Here is a 17,943-nt window from a genome sequence, read left to right on the forward strand (position 1 = left end):
AGGCATAATTATTTAACCATCGAGGTCGCTATGTCCGGATATACCTGTTATGCCACGGATAACGGTTTTCATTTTAAGCTGTGGCGTGGGGAAAGAATGGTACTGTTGGGGTTTGATGTTGATGAACCCGAACCAGACTTTGTTGGCTTTGCCATAAAAGTGTGCCCGCCGAACAGTAAAGATTATACCTACCTTAAAAATCGTATCGCCTTTGATTATACGGATGCGAAGGTGACGGGCGATCGGTTGTTTGATACCAATATTGCACCGTTGCAGAAATTTCGTTGGATCCATTTTCCCTGGCAACCGGTAGCAGGAATCTATCACTATCAGGCAACCAAAATGCATATGGAGCCTGACGGAAGTTTACGCGCGGGAATTACCCTGGAAAACAGTATTCAACTTTCGCCGGTCACGTACGACGATATTGTTGATATTGGTTTTACGCGCAACTTTGCGTCGTCGCAGGCATATCGCGACCAGTTTAATAATAACGCTGACATTATTCCCGGTCAGGATGAGGATGGACTCAATTTTAAACTGCGCGACGAGGTGAAAAATAACCGGGGCGAGACCGTTTATGACTGGCTGGGATTTGAAGCAAAAACCCTGATTGATACTTTTATTCAGGAGGTATTAGACAATCCTGAACTCCGTCTTGATTTCATGGCCTACGATCTGAATCTTCCGGACCTGGTCGAAAAGCTGGAGGCGATCGGCCCACGCCTGCGCGCGGTTATTGATGATTCTTCGAAGAAAGATAAAGAGACGGGCATCCTGGAAGGGCACGGCGCGAAGAACAGCAGCGAAAGTGTGGCGTCGGAGCGACTGGCTGTCGCGGGGGCGCAGGTTACACGTACCCGCTTTTTTAACCTTCAGCACCATAAGGTACTGATCCAGCGCGATAAGCAAAATCAGGCGGTTAAAGTGCTGTGTGGCTCAACCAATTTTTCTTTCCGCGGTCTCTATATCCAGGCGAATAACGTGCTGGTCTTTCATTCCTCTGGCGTTGCGGCATCGTTCGGCCAGATGTTTGATAAGGCGTTTACCGAGCCTAAAGCGTTTCGCCATTCTCCGTTATCGCAGAGTATACAGACAATAAAACATGCAAATGGGCCGACGATTAACGTCTCTTATTCTCCCCATCGCGCAACGTCGCTTTCGCTGGACCCGGTGGTGAACGCCATTAACCAGGCGAGTTCGTCAGTGTTCTACTCCATCGCTTTTCTTAATAACATGAGGGAATCGCCGGTGGGCGTTGCGCTTGCAGAATTACTGAATCGTCCTGTTTTCAGCTATGGCACGGTGAATACGGCGGGAGAATTGCAGGTGATTAAACCGGATGGCACGCTGGCCGTTGCCGATTTTGCCTACCTGGCGAAAAAAGCGCCAGAGCCATTTCGCGCTGAATGGGCAGGTGGTAAGGGAATCAATATTCACCATAAATTTGTGGTGACCGATTTTAATCTGGCCAGCGCCAAAGTGTTCACCGGCTCGAGCAATCTGGCCCCCTCGGGTGAGAAGAATAATGGTGACCACCTGATCATGATTGAAGATCAAAAGATTGCGACGGCCTATGTTATTGAAGCCATCAGAGTGTTTGATCATCTCCAGTTTCGTCAGCGAATGCAGGGGGCTGGCGACGTTCAGGTGCTCAAACTGCTCAAACCCACGGCGATAACAGGGCAGCCAGCGTGGTTTACCCGTTTCTATATCGCGGACAGCCAGGCGCAAAACGACCGTTTACTGTTCAGTCATTAACGGGATTACCGGTTAGCAGATGAGAATTTGGGGTATAACAGGAAGATAACGAAATGGTGCGTCTGAATGGACTCGAACCATCGACCCCCACCATGTCAAGGTGGTGCTCTAACCAACTGAGCTACAGACGCATATAAAGATGAGATGGTGCGTTCAATTGGACTCGAACCAACGACCCCCACCATGTCAAGGTGGTGCTCTAACCAACTGAGCTATGAACGCAATGTTGTGTGTGACAACGGGGACGAATATTAGCGGCAGAGCCGGGATGAGGCAAGAGGGAAATGGTAATTTTCTTCCGGATTTCACCCGATTGCGGAGGAAGTGCGCAAAATGTCGAGAGAATAGCCGCCAACTGGCGGCTATTGCCGTTTTATCGCGCAGCGCGTTGCAGAATGACCGTCGACGGCTGGCGTTGCAGGAAGCGCATCCGCAGCATCATCATAATCGCGGCCGAGGTCAGGCCGATGATAAAGCCCATCCAGAATCCCGCCGGACCCATACGATCTACCACCAGATCGGTCAGTGCGAGGATATAACCGCTCGGCAGTCCCAGCACCCAGTACGCTGTAAAGGTGATAAAGAAAATCGAGCGCGTATCTTTATAACCACGCAGGATCCCGCTACCGATGACCTGAATGGAGTCTGAAATCTGATACACCGCCGCCAGCAGCATCAGTTGCGCCGCCAGCGTCACCACTTCAGGATTGTCGTTATAGAGCAGGGCGATATGCTCACGCAGCGTCACGGTAAAGATGGCAGTGAGGCATGCCATGCAGACGCCAACGCCTAAACCGGTACGCGCAGCGGTTTGCGCATCCAGCGTAGAGCCTTGTCCCAGACGGTAGCCCACGCGAATGGTGACCGCCGCCGCCAGCGACATCGGCAATACAAACATCAGTGAACTGAAGTTCAGGGCAATCTGGTGGCCTGCAACATCGACAATGCCCAGCGGTGAAACCAGCAGCGCCACGACGGCGAACAGCGTGACTTCAAAAAACAGCGCCAGCGCAATCGGCAGACCCAGTTGCACCAGACGTTTCATCACCACGCTATCTGGCTTACTGAAGCGCTGCTCATTACGAATATCGCGCATTGAACGTGCGTGTTTGACATACCAGAGCATCGCGCAGAACATCACCCAATAGACCGCTGCGGTAGCCACGCCACAGCCGACACCGCCGAGTTCCGGCATGCCGAAGTGACCATAGATAAAGATATAGTTCACCGGGATGTTGACCAGCAGACCAAGAAAACCCATCACCATACCGGGTTTGGTTTTTGCCAGACCTTCACACTGGTTACGCGCGACCTGAAAGAACAGATAACCCGGTGCGCCCCATAATAATGCGCGCAGGTAACCGACGGCCTTATCCGCCAGGGCCGGATCAATATTGTGCATCGCGCGGATGATGTAACCGGCGTTCCACAGCACGACCATAACCAGCACCGAGACGAAACCCGCCAGCCAGAATCCCTGGCGAACCTGATGCGCAATGCGTTCACGACGTCCGGAACCGTTGAGCTGAGCAATCACCGGGGTTAGCGCCAGCAGCAGCCCGTGACCGAACAGAATGGCGGGCAGCCAGATGGACGTCCCGATGGCGACGGCGGCCATGTCGGTGGCGCTGTAGCCACCCGCCATCACGGTATCAACGAACCCCATTGCGGTTTGGGCGATTTGCGCAAGAATCACCGGAATTGCCAGAGCCAATAACTGACGCGCTTCACTGATATACTTCTGCACGTGTACACCTATCATTTTGTTTTTATTTGAGAGACTAAAAAAGCCGCCACGAGTGGCAGCAAGAAGAAGATGCAGGGGAAATTTCAGTCTATTGTAGCGATGAATACATATTTCTCCAGTGAAAAAACAGGCGCAATGGGTGCTTCACTGGCAACCTGATTTTCCAACTGCTATTGTGGCAGGCAGAAATGGTTTAACTGAATTCAGGAGTTGCAGGTATGTTTACAGGTATTGTGCAGGGCACCGCCAAACTGGTGTCGATTGATGAAAAACCAAATTTTCGCACCCATGTAGTGGAATTACCTGAATACATGCTGGACGCGCTGGAAACGGGCGCATCGGTGGCGCACAACGGCTGCTGCCTGACCGTGACAGAAATTAACGGTAACCGCATCAGTTTTGATCTGATGAAGGAGACGCTGCGCATTACCAATCTGGGCGATCTGAAAGTGGGTGACCTGGTGAACGTCGAGCGCGCGGCAAAATTCAGCGATGAGATTGGCGGACATCTGATGTCCGGTCACATTATGACCACGGCGGAAGTATCAAAGATTTTGACGTCTGAGAATAACCGTCAGGTCTGGTTCAAAGTCCAGGATCCGACGTTGATGAAGTACATTCTGTACAAAGGATTCATTGGCATTGACGGGATCAGCCTGACCGTTGGCGAAGTGACTGCGACGCGCTTTTGCGTACATCTTATTCCGGAAACACTGGAACGCACGACGCTTGGGAGAAAGAAACTGGGCGCGCGCGTCAATATCGAAATCGACCCGCAAACGCAGGCCGTGGTGGATACGGTGGAACGCGTGCTGGCTGCGCGTGAAGCTGCGGTGGTGAAAACCGCCAGCGAAGCGTAAGACAGCGCAGCCCCCGCAGGACGGCGGGGGCATGAAGATTAGCGGGCAACGCGCAGGCCGTCTTCGACGCCGCGTGAGAACACCACCTGCCAGAGCTGAATATCGCGGGCGCGAAACGCACCGGCGCAGGCGTTCAGGTAGTAGCTGAACATCCGTTTAAAGCGCTCGGTATAGTTATCGGCAATTTCCGGCCAGGCGGCGAGGAAACGTTCGTACCACGCCATCAGCGTTGTGTCGTAATCCGCGCCGAAGTTGTGCCAGTCTTCCATCACAAAGTGCGCTTCGCTGGCGTTAGCTATCTGGCGCACTGACGGGAGGCAACCGTTGGGGAAGATGTACTTATTGATCCACGGATCGACATTGTTGTCGGTTTTTTTCGAACCGATGGTGTGCAGCAGGAACAACCCCTCCGGTTTCAGGTTGCGATCAACGACGTCGAAATAGGTCGGGTAGTTTTTTGGACCGACGTGCTCAAACATACCTACTGACACAATGCGGTCGAACTGATCGCGCAAGTCACGATAATCCTGCAGCAAAATCGACACATCCAGTCCCGCACAGCGCGCCTGCGCCAGTTTCTGCTGCTCGGCGGAAATTGTCACGCCAACCACGCTAACGTCGTAGTTCGTCGCCATGTAGTGCGACAAACCGCCCCAGCCGCAGCCGATATCCAGCACCCGCATACCGGGTTGCAGTTGCAACTTCTCGCAGATTAACCGCAGTTTGGCCTGCTGCGCCGCTTCCAGAGTGTCAGCGTCCTTCCAGTAAGCGCAGGAATACTGCATGTACGGGTCGAGCATGCGGCTGAACAGATCGTTACCGAGATCGTAATGCTCTTTACCGACGATCCAGGCGCGTTTTTTACTTTGCAAATTGAACAGGCGAGCGCCGGCGATGCGGAGAGTATCTTTGAAATGGTGTGGAAGTTGGTTTTCCAGTCCTGCGCGCAGGACTTTGCTAAAAAACTGGTCCAGTCGATCGCACTCCCACCAGCCATCCATATAACTTTCACCCAGACCGAGCGACCCCTCTTGTAAAACACGTTTGAAAAAATCGGGGTTTTTGACGCGTATATCTGCTGGTGAAGAGCCGTTGATGGCAATACCGGCGCGGCTTAATAATTCGCTAGTGATACGGTACCAGTCGTCATCCGGTACGCTGACTTCTTCTATACACGATGAACTCATAGCTTCTCCATCACTGGTCGGTGATCAGAACCTTAAAACAGCGTAGACGCTTTTTGGGCTTTGTGAGAAATCTCGCGGGATCATTCCGCGAGTCTATTATCCGACGTAGAACAGAGGAAGGGAGGACCCCTTGCCGAAAAGGCCATCCGTGGTGAACCGGGAACGCTCCGGTTCCCGTTAGCACATAATTATTATCGTAATTTTAACAACCGAAATTTAGTATAGGCCTCAAAAATCGATGATTCAACCAAAAATTGTTAGCCGACTAATTAAGGGTGATTATCAATAATATCAATGGGATTCGCTGTGGGCAATCCCGTGATTATCAGGCTGTTCACTGGCGCTTGAGGTTTGCAGCTGCATCTTATAACCCAGTCCAGCCAGTATGACCGTCGACAGCATCACGCTGGTCGTGGTCAGCAGCGGGGTGCTGATAAGCCAGGAGACCACCAGACTTGCCAGGAAGCACAGACCCAACTGCAGGGTATTTTGCAGGGCAGCGGCACGACCCGTTGCCTGCGGGAAAGGACGCAGCGCCTGCGCAACCACAATCGGGTAGATAGCCCCGTTGGCAATCGCCATTACACAGAACGGGATCAGGATCTCCGCAAGCGAAATGTGATGGATAAAGCTTGCCGCCCACGTCGCCACCACGCTCAGCGCGTAGATGACCAGTAGCCAGGGCAGAAGCTGCTGTCCCTGCCACTTTTGCAGCGCGGCGCGACAACCGTAGCCCCCAATCAGAAACGCGATGGTTTGTGGTACATAGCTCAGTCCAATCACCGCCGGGCTGTAGCCCATTTCACTCAGAATAAACGGCGAGCCGGTCAGCCATGCAAAAAAGCTGGCGGAACAGGCAGCGTAAATCAGGACGTTACCGCGGTACGCTTTCGCGCGCAGCAGCGTGGTGAAGGTCAATTTATCCTTGCTGTCGTTTCGCGCCCGGGTTGAGGGTTTTAAGAACAGCGCAGGCAGCATCAGCAGCAGCGTGATGAAAAACAACGTGGCAAAGATCGCCTGCCAGGAAAGATGGGTCAGGATCCAACTTCCTAATAACGGCGCCAGGGCAGGAGACAGTCCGACCAGCGGCATGATCGTCGCGAAAATACGGTTAATTTTATGCGAGGGATAGTAATCGGTGACCAGCGCCTGCCAGATGACGGTCGCCGCACAGACGCCCACCGCCTGAATAAAGCGCAGAACCAACAGCCCTGTCGCGCTTTCGACCCACAGCATACCCAGGCTACCGAGGGCGAAGATGGACAGACCCAGCAGCAGGATCGGTTTACGGCCGTAGCGGTCCGAGAGCGGGCCCCAAAGCAGTTGCGCGACGGCAAAGCCGGCTAAAAACAGACTCAGGCTGGCGCTGACGGCAGATGCCGGTGTTTGCAGGTCAGATTGAATGGCGGCAAAAGCGGGCAAATACATGTCGGTTGCCAGAAAACCCAACACGCTGAGCCCTGCCAGCCAGACTAAAAACCCTTTTCCTGGTTGCATAGTTGTTCTCTAATTTTAATGAATAACACTGGCGCAGAGTGTAGGGAGTGAATTTCGGCTTGTGAAACGGTAATATTTGTTTATTGCATTCAAAAATTTTGTAGGCAGATTATGTGGTCAGAATATGCACTGGAAGTCGTTGATGCCGTGGCGCGCAACGGGAGTTTCAGCTCCGCCGCTCAGGAGTTGCACCGGGTGCCCTCAGCGGTCAGCTATACGGTCCGGCAACTGGAAGAGTGGCTGGCGGTCCCGCTCTTTGAACGTCGTCATCGCGATGTAGTACTGACCCCGGCGGGAGCCTGGTTTTTGAAAGAGGGCCGCTCTGTCATCAAAAAAATGCAGATCACGCGCCAGCAGTGTCAGCAGATAGCCAACGGCTGGCGTGGGCAACTTCCCATCGCGGTGGACAATATCGTGCGCCCTGAACGCACAAGACAGCTGATAGTCGATTTCTATCGCCACTTTGATGACGTGGAACTGCTGGTCTTTCAGGAGGTGTTCAATGGCGTCTGGGACGCGCTGTCAGATGGCAGGGTTGAACTCGCTATCGGCGCAACCCAGGCGATCCCGGTAGGAGGTCGATACACCTTCCGCGATATGGGCAAACTGAGCTGGTGTTGTGTCGTTGCCAGCACACATCCGCTGGCCGCCATGAGCGGGCCTTTAAGCGATGACACGTTGCGCAACTGGCCGTCACTGGTACTGGAAGATACCTCCCGCACGCTGCCGAAACGCGTGACCTGGCTGCTGGACAACCAGAAGCGGGTGGTGGTTCCGGACTGGGACTCTTCCGCGACCTGTATCAGCGCCGGACTTTGTGTCGGCATGGTGCCGACACATTTTGCCAAGCCGTATCTCAATAAGGGGCAGTGGGTGGCGTTGGATCTGGAGAACCCTTTCCCGGACGCAGCCTGTTGCCTGACCTGGCAGCAGAACGATATGTCACCTGCGCTGATCTGGCTGCTGGACTATCTGGGAGACAGCGAAACGCTGAACAAAGAGTGGCTGCGGGAGCCTGACGAGACTCCCGCAAAAGAGGTTTAACGGCGGTAGTCGCGGAAAGGGCCATCCGCAACGGAGCGGCGCTCCACCAGGCGTGGGTGGACTTCAATGGACTGTGACTCTTCGCGCTTATTGACGATACGGTCCAGCAGCATGTTAAAGGCCGTTTCACCCAGCGAATCTTTTGGCTGGTGGATGGTGGTCAATGCGGGCGTAAAGAAGCGGGCGTTGCGCACATTGTCATAGCCTATCAGCGACACGTCCTGCGGTACGCGCAGGCCCATCTCATCCGCAGCGCAAAGGGCACCCATTGCCATGATATCGCCGCCACAGAAGACCGCCGTCGGGCGATGCGCCTGCGACAGAATTTGCTGCATTGCACGGTAGCCGGATTCCGGTTCGAAGTCGCCCTGCACAATCCAGTTTTCCGGCACTTTAATCAGCGCTTCATCCATCGCCTTCATAAAACCGGCCAGACGGCCCGCGCCGGTGTTGCGCTCCATCAGTCCCGGGATCACGCCAATTTCGCGATGTCCGCGTTCGACAAGGTAACGGCCAGCCATATAACCGCCCTCAAAGGCGTTATCAATCACCGTATCGGTGAAGTCGGCTTTGGCTTCGCCCCAGTCCATGACCACCATCGGGATATGACGGTACTCTTCCAGCATCGAGAGCAGGGGTTCGGGATATTCGGAACACATCACCAGCAGGCCATCAACGCGTTTTTGCGCCATCATGGACAAATAGGCACGCTGTTTTTCCAGATTGTTCCAGACGTTACCGAGGATCAGGGTATAGCCTTTCTGGAAGCAGTTCTTTTCAACGGCTTCGATAATTTCGGCAAAGTAGGGGGCTTCGCTGCTGGTCGCCAGCAAGCCGATAGACTTGGTATGGTTGACCTTCAGACTACGGGCAACAGCGCTGGGGGAATAGTGCAATTCTTTGATTGCCGCCCACACTGCATTGCGTGTTTCTTCAGCGACGAAACGCGTTTTGTTAATTACGTGTGATACGGTTGTAGTGGAAACGTTTGCGCGTTTCGCTACATCTTTAATTGTTGCCATTAAATCTCACTCCAGACCCAACCTGAACATTAAAATATGCTAAGTAAACGTTTGCCTTTAATCATCCTGTGCGCAACGTCAGGGTTGCGGCATGCCGGGAAAACGCCACAGAGCGTCAGGAAGGGGTCAATGGCCGGTACGCTAATCAAGTAAGCGTCGAATTTTGGCTGATCTTAACGAAAAGGGGAAGTATTAAAAGCACATATCACTCTAAATCGTGGGAGATTTTTGCACTCAAGTGTGCAAAAATGCGCTATATCACTTTTTGTGTGGGAATAAAAAGGAGAAAAGTTGATGAGCACCGATCTGAAATTTTCATTAGTGACCACGTTTATTGTTCTGGCTTTAATCGTTGCTGGCGGTCTGACAGCGGCACTGCATTGATTTCCCTCGGGGGAGTGCCTGCTCCCTCGAACCTCCCGCCATATTGTTATCGAATCTGCAAAAGTCTTTTGTATTTTTGTTAACTTCTCTTTTTTTGTGATTGATGTCATGCTTTTGACTCTTAGTTAAGCCTCGCGCCTCATCGCGAAGAGCCGGAGTCATCACTGCATGAAAATTAATTATCCGTTACTGGCGCTGGCCATCGGCGCATTCGGCATCGGTACGACCGAATTCTCGCCAATGGGGCTGCTGCCCGTCATTGCGCGTGGCGTTGATGTGTCCATCCCCGCCGCAGGCATGTTGATTAGCGCCTATGCCGTCGGCGTGATGGTTGGGGCCCCGCTGATGACGCTGCTTCTGTCACATCGTGGACGCCGTAATGCGCTGATTTTTCTGATGGCTATCTTTACGCTTGGTAACGTGCTCTCGGCGATTTCGCCGGATTACACCACGCTGATGCTGTCACGCATTTTAACCAGCCTCAACCATGGCGCGTTCTTCGGCCTGGGTTCCGTTGTAGCAGCCAGCGTGGTGCCGAAGCACAAACAGGCCAGCGCCGTTGCCACGATGTTTATGGGGCTGACTATCGCCAATATCGGCGGCGTTCCGGCGGCGACCTGGCTGGGGGAAACCATCGGCTGGCGAATGTCGTTTATGGCGACAGCCGGTCTGGGCGTTATCTCGATGCTGAGTCTCTTTTTCTCGTTGCCGAAAGGCGGTGCCGGGGCGCGTCCGGAAGTGAAAAAAGAGCTGGCGGTGTTAATGCGTCCTCAGGTGCTCTCCGCGCTGCTGACTACCGTGTTGGGGGCGGGCGCTATGTTTACGCTGTATACCTATATTTCGCCTGTCCTGCAAAGCATCACCCATGCGACCCCGACCTTCGTGACCGGGATGCTGGTTCTGATTGGCGTGGGCTTCTCCATTGGTAACTACCTCGGCGGTAAACTGGCCGATCGCTCGGTTAACGGTACGCTGAAGGGCTTTTTGCTGCTGCTGATGGTGATTATGCTGGCTATCCCCTTGTTGGCTCAAAATGAACTGGGGGCGGCGGTCAGTATGGTGGTCTGGGGGGCGGCAACCTTTGCGGTGGTGCCTCCGCTGCAAATGCGCGTCATGCGTGTGGCTCACGAAGCGCCGGGCCTGTCGTCTTCCGTGAATATTGGCGCTTTTAATCTCGGAAATGCACTGGGTGCCGCCGCCGGTGGGGCCGTGATTTCAGGCGGGTTAGGCTACAGTTTTGTTCCTGTGATGGGGGCGATTGTGGCAGGTATGGCGCTGTTGTTGGTGTTTGTCTCGGCGAGAAAACAGCCTGAACAGGTGTGCGTCGCAGGTTAACGGCAGAACAAAAACGCAGAAGGGACGCCCTTCTGCGTTATCTTTTTTACGCGGCGAAGTTCTTCGCGACAAACTCCCAGTTCACCAGCGCCCAGAAGTGCTCCAGGTAGCCAGGACGCGCATTGCGGTAGTCAATGTAATACGCATGCTCCCACACGTCGACGGTCATCAGCGGGGTGGCGTCGGTGGTCAACGGCGTGCCGGCGTTAGATGTTGAAACGATAGCCAACTTGCCATCCTTTCCTTTTACCAGCCAGGTCCAGCCGGAACCGAAGTTTTTGATCGCCGCATCGGTAAACTGCGCTTTGAACTCCGCAAAGCTGCCGAAAGAGGCGGCAATCGCGTCAGCCAGTTTACCGGTTGGCTCGCCGCCCGCATTCGGCGCCAGGCAGTTCCAGTAGAATGTGTGGTTCCAGACCTGAGCGGCGTTGTTGAACACGCCACCTTCGGAGCTTCGTACGATCTCTTCCAGTGATTTTCCTTCAAAGGCGGTGCCTTTGATCAGGTTGTTCAGGTTGGTGACATAGGTCTGATGGTGTTTGCCATAGTGATATTCCAGCGTTTCGGCGGAAATATGCGGCGCAAGCGCGTCTTTGGCATACGGTAGTGCAGGTAATTCGAACGACATTGCTTCTCTCCTTATTATTAATAGTATTTCGCGCAATAACCTTATTGTGCGTAAGGATAGGGTAGCAAATTGAAAGGTGAGACAAAAGATGAACTTACCCTGTTGCGTTAACAACAGGGTAAAGTTTTAACGAATGGTTTTGGGGGTCATGACCCGGCGAGCGCCAACGTAGTGGCGTTGCCAGTAATCTTCGCTGAGCGACGTTATCTGGATTTCCTGGCCGCTGCGCGGCGACTGGATAAATTTGCCGTTGCCGACATAAACGCCAACGTGATCGGCGGTGCCGCGTCCCTGAGTGCGGAAGAACACCAGATCGCCATTTTTTAATTCTTCACGGTCAATCGGTGCGGCATCACGCAGGTGATACATTTCATTTGCGGTGCGCGGAATACGGAATTTTACGAGATCTTTATAGGCGTAATAAACCAGACCGCTGCAATCGAAACCGGTGCGCGGCGACGTGCCTCCCCAGCGGTACGGCTTGCCAATCTGGCTCATTAATTTGTTCATCGCCGTGCTGGTCGCTTTTTGCACTTTGACTTTATGTGCATCCGCAATCTTGCCTGGCACTGTGCTCTTCACTTTGACACACGTCGGTTTGTGCCCTTTGCGCGGGGTGCATTTTTCGCTCCAGGTGACGGAGGCTGTCTTTTTCGTCGCGACGGTTTTTCCTTTGCGGCTGGCTGTTTTGCTGGCTTTAGCGGGAGCGGTAAGTTTTTTCTTAGAAGAAGAGGCGGTTTTAGTACTGGATTTGCTGGTGGTTTTCTTAACGGTTTTTTGACTGGTTTTATTCGTTTTTTTCGCTGTTGCCGTACTTTTCTTTTTGTCGCTGGCTTTCTTACTATGCGAAAGATCAGCGGTGTCCCTGGCTTGCTTGGACGCATGTGCCATCGGCATAAAGGGAATCGTTGTAAATAGCAAAGCACAGAGCGTGAGGGAAAGTCGGTTTATCCGCGCCACTGAGCATTCCTCTGTTAAGGCAGGTCGCAATCATACCTGCGTGTGATTTACAAAACCTGATGATTCTAATCTATAGAAACGGATAAAGTTAATAGCTTTTATTGTTAAAAATGCGGTTTCGCTATTGAGTGCAAAAAAAAACAGCAGCCAAAGCTAAATTTGGTTATTTGGCGCGCACTTCTGACATAAGCACCGGGGAAACCATTATTGGGAATGCAACTTAAGCGTTCAGACGATAAAATAGTAAAGCGTAATGAAAATGTTATTTTCCGATGTCGCCCTGAACCGCTACAATGTCAGACGACTGCCGTAAGAGAAGTTAAGGAAGCAAGACAATGAGCACCACTATCGAAAAAATCCAGCGCCAGATCGCTGAAAACCCGATTCTCCTGTACATGAAAGGTTCTCCAAAACTGCCAAGCTGCGGGTTTTCAGCCCAGGCTGTGCAGGCGCTTTCCGCCTGTGGTGAGCGTTTTGCCTATGTGGATATTCTGCAAAACCCGGATATTCGCGCTGAACTGCCGAAATACGCGAACTGGCCGACCTTCCCGCAACTGTGGGTTGACGGTGAACTGGTTGGCGGCTGTGACATTTTGATCGAAATGTACCAGCGTGGCGAACTGCAGCAACTGATCAAAGAGACCGCTGCAAAATACAAATCTGAAGAATCAGATGCTGAGTAATCAGTAGATGGTTAAGAGGAGCTTTCCCGTGTCAGGGTAAGCTCCTTTTCATTTCTGCCGCTCTGCTGCACCCTCGGCATGTCTACCCCCAGTCAAGTCCCTGCGGCGAACTGGAAAACCCGACCTCCCGAAGCAGGGTAAACAGACGGGTTTGCCGGACCGGTTTATCGTTAACTTCTGTCAGGGTAAAACGAAGTCGCGGCTCACGGCGTAAAGCACTCGCCAACGCCCTGAATATTTCCGCTGAAATCGTCTCCTCATTTTCGCTCCAGACCATCATCTTTTTCCCGCCCTGAGCGAGATACAGTCGCAGCTGGCCGGCAGAAATAACGACAAATGCGCCATTACGGCGTCCAGGGACCAGAGACGACGGATGCGTCGGCCACGGCAGAAGCGCGCCCCAGGGATTGGCCGGGTCGTTTGCGGATAACGCCACCGCCGTAAAAGCCTGATGTTCAGTATTTGATGAGGTAAGATCGCGAAGGCGATCGATAGTAGGCCGCTCGGCAAACTGCGCACCGCCCATTCCCTCAACGAAACGCCCTCGTAGAATGCGTCCCGAATCCTCCATGCTTCGACACAGTGTCTGCATGGCAGGAAACCCCCCAGGGACATTCTCCGCAATCACCGCCTGCCGACCGATCACGCCGTAGCGATCGAGCATATTCTCCGCGCAGGCTAACATTCGCTCGGTATCATTTAACGTCTCTCGCGGCAGCAGTGACCAGCGTCCGGCCAGCGCAGGAGTGGTGTAAGAAACCGGTACGGAAACTGACGTGGGGCGAGTTGAGGCATAGACAGGGCGTCCACGACGCATACGCGGTGAGCGTCGCGACGGCTGACGTGATGCAGAGACATTGCGCGACAGGCCACGTAGCGGGGCCCAGATATCGGTTGTGATGTACCCTTGCCAGACCAGCCCCCAAAGGGCCTCATGCAGCGTGGCCGGCGTTATCCACTGATCATTGCCAGACCTTTGCGTCCGGGCCTGAATCAACGCGCTGAGTTGCTGTGCAAACCATGCGCCGCCGCCTGAGAGGACGTCTAAAATGGCGCGCTGTAAGTCTGAAAGCGACTCGCTGTCACCGGATGGCGGGGAAAGCGTCTCCGCCAGATAATCCCGTAGATGCAGTACCACTCGTCCGTCATCATCGCCCAGTTTCTTTTGCCCTGACCAGATGACTTCACCGGTTGCAAGCAGCTCATCGAGCATGTCCGGCGAATAGTCTCTGACCCGGGCAGGGAAAATCTGGCTTTCCCACAGTGAGGCGGGCAGGCCGAGTCCGGCCAGTTGTTCAATAACTCTCGTGACACCGTCACTTCCTTCCAGCATTCCCGCTGAGGACGCCGGAATGCGCGCCGGGCTGCCGTCGGCGGGTGAAATGAGCCCATGACGTTCCAGCAGCAGGCGGGTGTAGCTCGCCGCCGGGACAGGGCGGGTTGCTTCTCTGGCGGCATGCAACGAGCGGATGCGCAGCCGATGAAATATGTCTTCATTCACCCACGTTGAAGAACGCGCGTCGTTGGGTGTGGATGACGCCCCCGCCCGCAGTTGGATCAGGACGCCCTCATCGCGTAACTGGCGCAGGAGATCGTCGGCGACGGCTACGCCCAACCCGAACGCCTGCGCAATCTGATCGCCGGTAAAGAGCGTATGGGTGCGGCTGAAGCGCATGAAGAGGTCCCGCAGCGGTGTGTTCACCGGATGCAACCATGCAGCCGAAATCGTCGCTGGCAGGCGGACACCCAGCGCATCACGAAGTCTGGCCGCGTCATCCATACAGGCCATCTGCGCAGTACCTGCAATAACAACCGGGAAAATACGCTTGTCAGCCGTCAGGCCATCGAGCCAGGGATCGATGTCAGCGATCGTTGCTTCGTGTCTGGCCGCAATATCCTCGATGGTCATTGGCCCCAGTTTGCGCAGCAAATCGTAAACGCCTTCCATACCCTGAGCTTTTCTGCCTGTCGCCCGCCGCTGAAGTTCATCCTCAACCTGGCGGATAATCTCCGGGTCGAGCAACTCCAGCGGATCGCCCTGGCCTAACAGGTTGCCCAGCAGTTCGCTGTCCAGCGCCAGTACCGAGGCCCGCCGCTCCGCCAGTGGAACGTCAGTGGCGTACATAAATTCCGCGACATAACCAAATAACAGATCGGTGGCAAACGGCGAAGGAGCGGGCGTGGTGACTTCAGATATCTGGATCTCGCCGGTGTTCAGGCGGCGTATGACCTGTTCGAGCGCGTCAAGATCGTAGACGTCCTGGAGGCATTCTCGGGCGGTTTCCAGAATAATGGGAAAGTCAGGATAGCCCGCTGCAATTTCCAGAAGCTGGCTGGCGCGCAGGCGCTGCTGCCAGAGTGGTGAGCGACGTCCCGGCGTGCGGCCTGGCATCAGCAGAGCGCGGGCGGCGCATTCTCTGAAGCGGGCGGCAAACAGCGCCGTGCTGCTGACGGCTTCCCGGACAATGCGCAACAGTTTTTCCGGATCGAACAGAAAAATGGCGGCATCCGGCAGCTTTCCGTCGCTGTCCGGAATGCGGGCGACAATCCCGTCATCGCTGGCGACAATCGATGCGTCAGCCCCCCACTGCGCATGGAGGCGTCCGGCAATCGCAAGGGCCCAGGGGGCATGTACCCGGCGGCCATAAGGCGAATGCAGAATGACCCGCCAGTCACCCATCTCATCACGACAGCGTTCAAGTACCAGATGACGGCTCCAGGGGAGCACGCCCGTGGCATTCTTTTGATCGTTAATTAACCCTTTGATATTCGATAAAACATTATCGTCGCGCAGTCGGGGGGAGAGTTGTCGTTCCGCGTTGTCATCGGACAGGGTATGGATAAAATCACCAATACGTTCCCCCAGTTCCGCAGGACGCCCGACGCCTTCGCCGCACCAGAACGGAAGCCTGGCCGAGCGTCCGGGCGCAGGGACGACGATAACCTGGTCGCGGGTGATCTGTTGAATACGCCACGAACTGGCACCAAGCGTAATAATGTCGTTGACGCGAGACTCATACACCATCTCTTCATCCAGTTCGCCCACGCGTCGTGACCCCGCCTGTTCATCCCCTTCGGGGAGCAGCACGCTGAACATGCCACGGTCCGGAATGGTACCACCGCTGGTCACCGCCAGAAGTTGTGCGCCGGGGCGTGCCGTTAATAACCCGGTTTCGCGGTTCCAGATAATACGCGGTCGGAATACCGCAAAATCGCCAGAGGGATAGCGTCCCGCCAGCATATCCAGCGTGGCGTCAAACGCGCCTCTTGGCAGCGCTTTCCATGGAGAAGCCCGGCGGACGAGGGCATACCAGTCATCGACATTGACCGGATCCATGGAAACGGTGGCCACGGTTTGTTGCGCCAGAATATCCAGCGGGTTGCGCGGAGGCGTCAGGGTCTCAAGTTGCCCGGCGTACATGCACTCGACAATCACCGCCGAATCAATCAGGTCCCGGCGGGTCCTGGGGTAAAACAGCCCCTTCGAGACACCGCCAACCTGGTGACTGGCCCGCCCGATGCGCTGCAGGCCGCTGGCGACTGAAAGGGGCGTCGCCACCTGAATCACCAGATCAACGGCACCCATGTCGATCCCCAGCTCCAGACTTGACGTCGCCACCACACAGCGAAGTTCGCCTGATTTCAGGGCATGCTCCGTGACGGCCCGCTGCTCTTTGGACACCGAACCGTGATGCGAGCGGGCAATGTATTCTCCGGCGTCCTGCGCCCGATTGCTGGTGGAACCGGTTGACGAGTCATAGTGTACGGGTTTCGCCTGCGATTCAGGGGGGGCGTGTCGCCGCGAGAGATAGAGTTCATTCAGACGAGCCGTCAGTTTTTCCGCCAGCCCGCGCGAGTTGGTGAAGACAATGGTGGAGCGATGGCGAAGGATTTGATCGAGAATACCGGATTCAATGCGCGGCCAGACGGAACCTTCTCTGCCTTTGTGAATGGCATCGCTGCTGTCACTATTATCGGCTAAGACGTCATCCAGATTGGCGGCAGGTGCAACAATGCGGATATCCGGGTGACGAGTCGCGGGGGGATTGACCACGGTAACCGGGCGATCGCCGCCCAGAAAAGCCGCAACCTCCGTAACGGAACGCACCGTCGCCGACAGACCAATACGCTGCGCCGACCTCGTCAGAAGCGCATCCAGTCGTTCAAGGCTGAGCGCGAGGTGCGCACCACGTTTTGTGCCTGCCACCGCGTGTACTTCATCGACGATCACCGTTTCAACCCCGCGCAGCGACTCTCTGGCGCGCGAGGTGAGCATCAGATAAAGCGACTCCGGCGTGGTGATCAGAATATCGGGCGGATGACGACTGAGCTTCGCACGCTCCTGAGGTGGCGTATCTCCTGTACGGATACCGACCCGAATGGCCACCTCTGTCGCGCCGCATTTCTTCCGCTCTTCGCTAATCCCCTGAAGGGGAATTTGCAGATTGCGCTGAACATCCGTGCCGAGGGCTTTTATCGGAGAAATATAGAGGATGCGGGTGACTTTCTTTTCTTTGCCGGAGAGCGGCGTCGTGGGCTTTTCCTCACCTTCACGAAACAGGCGATCCAGTGCGTAGAGAAACGCGGCAAGGGTTTTCCCCGAACCGGTTGGGGCGATCACCAGCGCATGTTGATTCGTCGCGGTAACGGCCCACGTTTGCGACTGCACCAGCGTGGGATGCCGAAATGCCGAGATAAACCAGTCGCGGGTCGCCTGCGAGAAAATATCCGGCAGTGGGGGCGACGCATTGTTTGCTGACATGTTCCCTGTCCCTTTTGCGGTGTTGGCGGATCAAGACCTTTTTACAGAATAGCGGGAAATAAGCAGGGTGTAT

13 protein-coding genes and 2 tRNA genes are annotated in these 17,943 nt (G+C 54.7%); 6 read left to right on the forward strand and 9 right to left on the reverse strand.

What is annotated here, in order from left to right:
* The first annotated feature begins 30 nt into the window (after nt 1–30).
* Complete coding sequence (locus ACERJC_RS05945) at nt 31–1,761, forward strand: phospholipase D-like domain-containing protein (RefSeq protein ID WP_373671253.1); 1,731 nt, start codon at nt 31–33, stop codon at nt 1,759–1,761.
* Between the two features lie 54 nt (nt 1,762–1,815).
* On the opposite strand, the gene ACERJC_RS05950 is transcribed toward ACERJC_RS05945, so the two are convergent.
* The 3 genes from ACERJC_RS05950 to mdtK form a co-directional block, all read right to left on the reverse strand.
* A tRNA-Val gene (locus ACERJC_RS05950) sits at nt 1,816–1,892 on the reverse strand.
* Nucleotides 1,893–1,906: 14 nt separating this feature from the next.
* A tRNA-Val gene (locus ACERJC_RS05955) sits at nt 1,907–1,983 on the reverse strand.
* A 151-nt stretch (nt 1,984–2,134) separates the two neighbouring features.
* Entirely contained in the window at nt 2,135–3,508 is a 1,374-nt protein-coding gene (gene mdtK, locus ACERJC_RS05960) for a multidrug efflux MATE transporter MdtK (RefSeq protein ID WP_152404847.1), read from the reverse strand.
* A gap of 218 nt (nt 3,509–3,726) precedes the next feature.
* On the opposite strand from mdtK, the gene ACERJC_RS05965 reads away from it, so the two are divergent.
* Nucleotides 3,727–4,368 (forward strand): riboflavin synthase subunit alpha, encoded by a 642-nt coding sequence (locus tag ACERJC_RS05965; RefSeq protein ID WP_373671254.1) that lies wholly within the window; start codon nt 3,727–3,729, stop codon nt 4,366–4,368.
* Between the two features lie 38 nt (nt 4,369–4,406).
* Here the strand turns inward: ACERJC_RS05965 and cfa are convergent, their stop codons facing one another.
* Together cfa and punC are read right to left on the reverse strand one after the other, a co-directional pair.
* Entirely contained in the window at nt 4,407–5,555 is a 1,149-nt protein-coding gene (cfa, locus tag ACERJC_RS05970) for a cyclopropane fatty acyl phospholipid synthase (protein WP_152404845.1), read from the reverse strand.
* A gap of 291 nt (nt 5,556–5,846) precedes the next feature.
* Nucleotides 5,847–7,052, reverse strand: coding sequence for a purine nucleoside transporter PunC (punC, locus tag ACERJC_RS05975; RefSeq protein ID WP_373671255.1), 1,206 nt, complete (start codon nt 7,050–7,052; stop codon nt 5,847–5,849).
* A gap of 111 nt (nt 7,053–7,163) precedes the next feature.
* Here punC and punR point away from each other — a divergent pair, with 111 nt between their 5' ends.
* On the forward strand, nt 7,164–8,096 hold the full coding sequence (gene punR, locus ACERJC_RS05980) for a DNA-binding transcriptional activator PunR (protein ID WP_152404843.1): 933 nt from the start codon (nt 7,164–7,166) through the stop codon (nt 8,094–8,096).
* On the opposite strand, the gene purR is transcribed toward punR, so the two are convergent.
* Nucleotides 8,093–9,118 carry an HTH-type transcriptional repressor PurR gene (gene purR, locus ACERJC_RS05985; protein ID WP_373671256.1) on the reverse strand — a complete coding sequence of 342 codons (1,026 nt, stop codon included), beginning with the start codon at nt 9,116–9,118 and terminating at the stop codon, nt 8,093–8,095. The genes punR and purR overlap by 4 nt on opposite strands.
* A gap of 294 nt (nt 9,119–9,412) precedes the next feature.
* On the opposite strand from purR, the gene cydH reads away from it, so the two are divergent.
* Entirely contained in the window at nt 9,413–9,502 is a 90-nt protein-coding gene (gene cydH, locus ACERJC_RS05990) for a cytochrome bd-I oxidase subunit CydH (protein WP_086512609.1), read from the forward strand.
* Between the two features lie 168 nt (nt 9,503–9,670).
* Nucleotides 9,671–10,837, forward strand: a complete 1,167-nt coding sequence (locus tag ACERJC_RS05995; protein WP_286633191.1) for an MFS transporter — start codon at nt 9,671–9,673, stop codon at nt 10,835–10,837.
* Nucleotides 10,838–10,883: 46 nt separating this feature from the next.
* On the opposite strand, the gene sodB is transcribed toward ACERJC_RS05995, so the two are convergent.
* Both sodB and ACERJC_RS06005 read right to left on the reverse strand, forming a co-directional pair.
* On the reverse strand, nt 10,884–11,465 hold the full coding sequence (gene sodB, locus ACERJC_RS06000; RefSeq protein WP_061077390.1) for a superoxide dismutase [Fe]: 582 nt from the start codon (nt 11,463–11,465) through the stop codon (nt 10,884–10,886).
* A 126-nt stretch (nt 11,466–11,591) separates the two neighbouring features.
* Nucleotides 11,592–12,425: a C40 family peptidase gene (locus ACERJC_RS06005; RefSeq protein ID WP_373671257.1), complete on the reverse strand. Its 834-nt coding sequence runs from the start codon at nt 12,423–12,425 to the stop codon at nt 11,592–11,594.
* A 335-nt stretch (nt 12,426–12,760) separates the two neighbouring features.
* On the opposite strand from ACERJC_RS06005, the gene grxD reads away from it, so the two are divergent.
* Nucleotides 12,761–13,108: a monothiol glutaredoxin 4 gene (gene grxD, locus ACERJC_RS06010; protein WP_042319226.1), complete on the forward strand. Its 348-nt coding sequence runs from the start codon at nt 12,761–12,763 to the stop codon at nt 13,106–13,108.
* An 82-nt stretch (nt 13,109–13,190) separates the two neighbouring features.
* On the opposite strand, the gene ACERJC_RS06015 is transcribed toward grxD, so the two are convergent.
* A complete protein-coding gene (locus ACERJC_RS06015; RefSeq protein ID WP_373671258.1) occupies nt 13,191–17,870 on the reverse strand; it encodes an ATP-dependent helicase in 4,680 nt (1,559 codons plus the stop codon).
* Nucleotides 17,871–17,943 lie beyond the last annotated feature (73 nt).

Origin of the sequence: Citrobacter telavivensis (assembly GCF_041807075.1) — a bacterium.
GTDB lineage: Bacteria > Pseudomonadota > Gammaproteobacteria > Enterobacterales > Enterobacteriaceae > Citrobacter_A > Citrobacter_A telavivensis.

Excerpts from the sequence above, each read along its gene's own strand:
- ACERJC_RS05945 (WP_373671253.1), top strand. The coding sequence starts at position 31 with ATGTCCGGATATACCTGTTATGCCACGGATAACGGTTTTCATTTTAAG.
- ACERJC_RS05965 (WP_373671254.1), top strand. The coding sequence starts at position 3,727 with ATGTTTACAGGTATTGTGCAGGGCACCGCCAAACTGGTGTCGATTGAT.
- cfa (WP_152404845.1), bottom strand. The coding sequence starts at position 5,555 with ATGAGTTCATCGTGTATAGAAGAAGTCAGCGTACCGGATGACGACTGG.
- punC (WP_373671255.1), bottom strand. The coding sequence starts at position 7,052 with ATGCAACCAGGAAAAGGGTTTTTAGTCTGGCTGGCAGGGCTCAGCGTG.
- punR (WP_152404843.1), top strand. The coding sequence starts at position 7,164 with ATGTGGTCAGAATATGCACTGGAAGTCGTTGATGCCGTGGCGCGCAAC.
- purR (WP_373671256.1), bottom strand. The coding sequence starts at position 9,118 with ATGGCAACAATTAAAGATGTAGCGAAACGCGCAAACGTTTCCACTACA.
- cydH (WP_086512609.1), top strand. The coding sequence starts at position 9,413 with ATGAGCACCGATCTGAAATTTTCATTAGTGACCACGTTTATTGTTCTG.
- ACERJC_RS05995 (WP_286633191.1), top strand. The coding sequence starts at position 9,671 with ATGAAAATTAATTATCCGTTACTGGCGCTGGCCATCGGCGCATTCGGC.
- sodB (WP_061077390.1), bottom strand. The coding sequence starts at position 11,465 with ATGTCGTTCGAATTACCTGCACTACCGTATGCCAAAGACGCGCTTGCG.
- grxD (WP_042319226.1), top strand. The coding sequence starts at position 12,761 with ATGAGCACCACTATCGAAAAAATCCAGCGCCAGATCGCTGAAAACCCG.
- ACERJC_RS06015 (WP_373671258.1), bottom strand. The coding sequence starts at position 17,870 with ATGTCAGCAAACAATGCGTCGCCCCCACTGCCGGATATTTTCTCGCAG.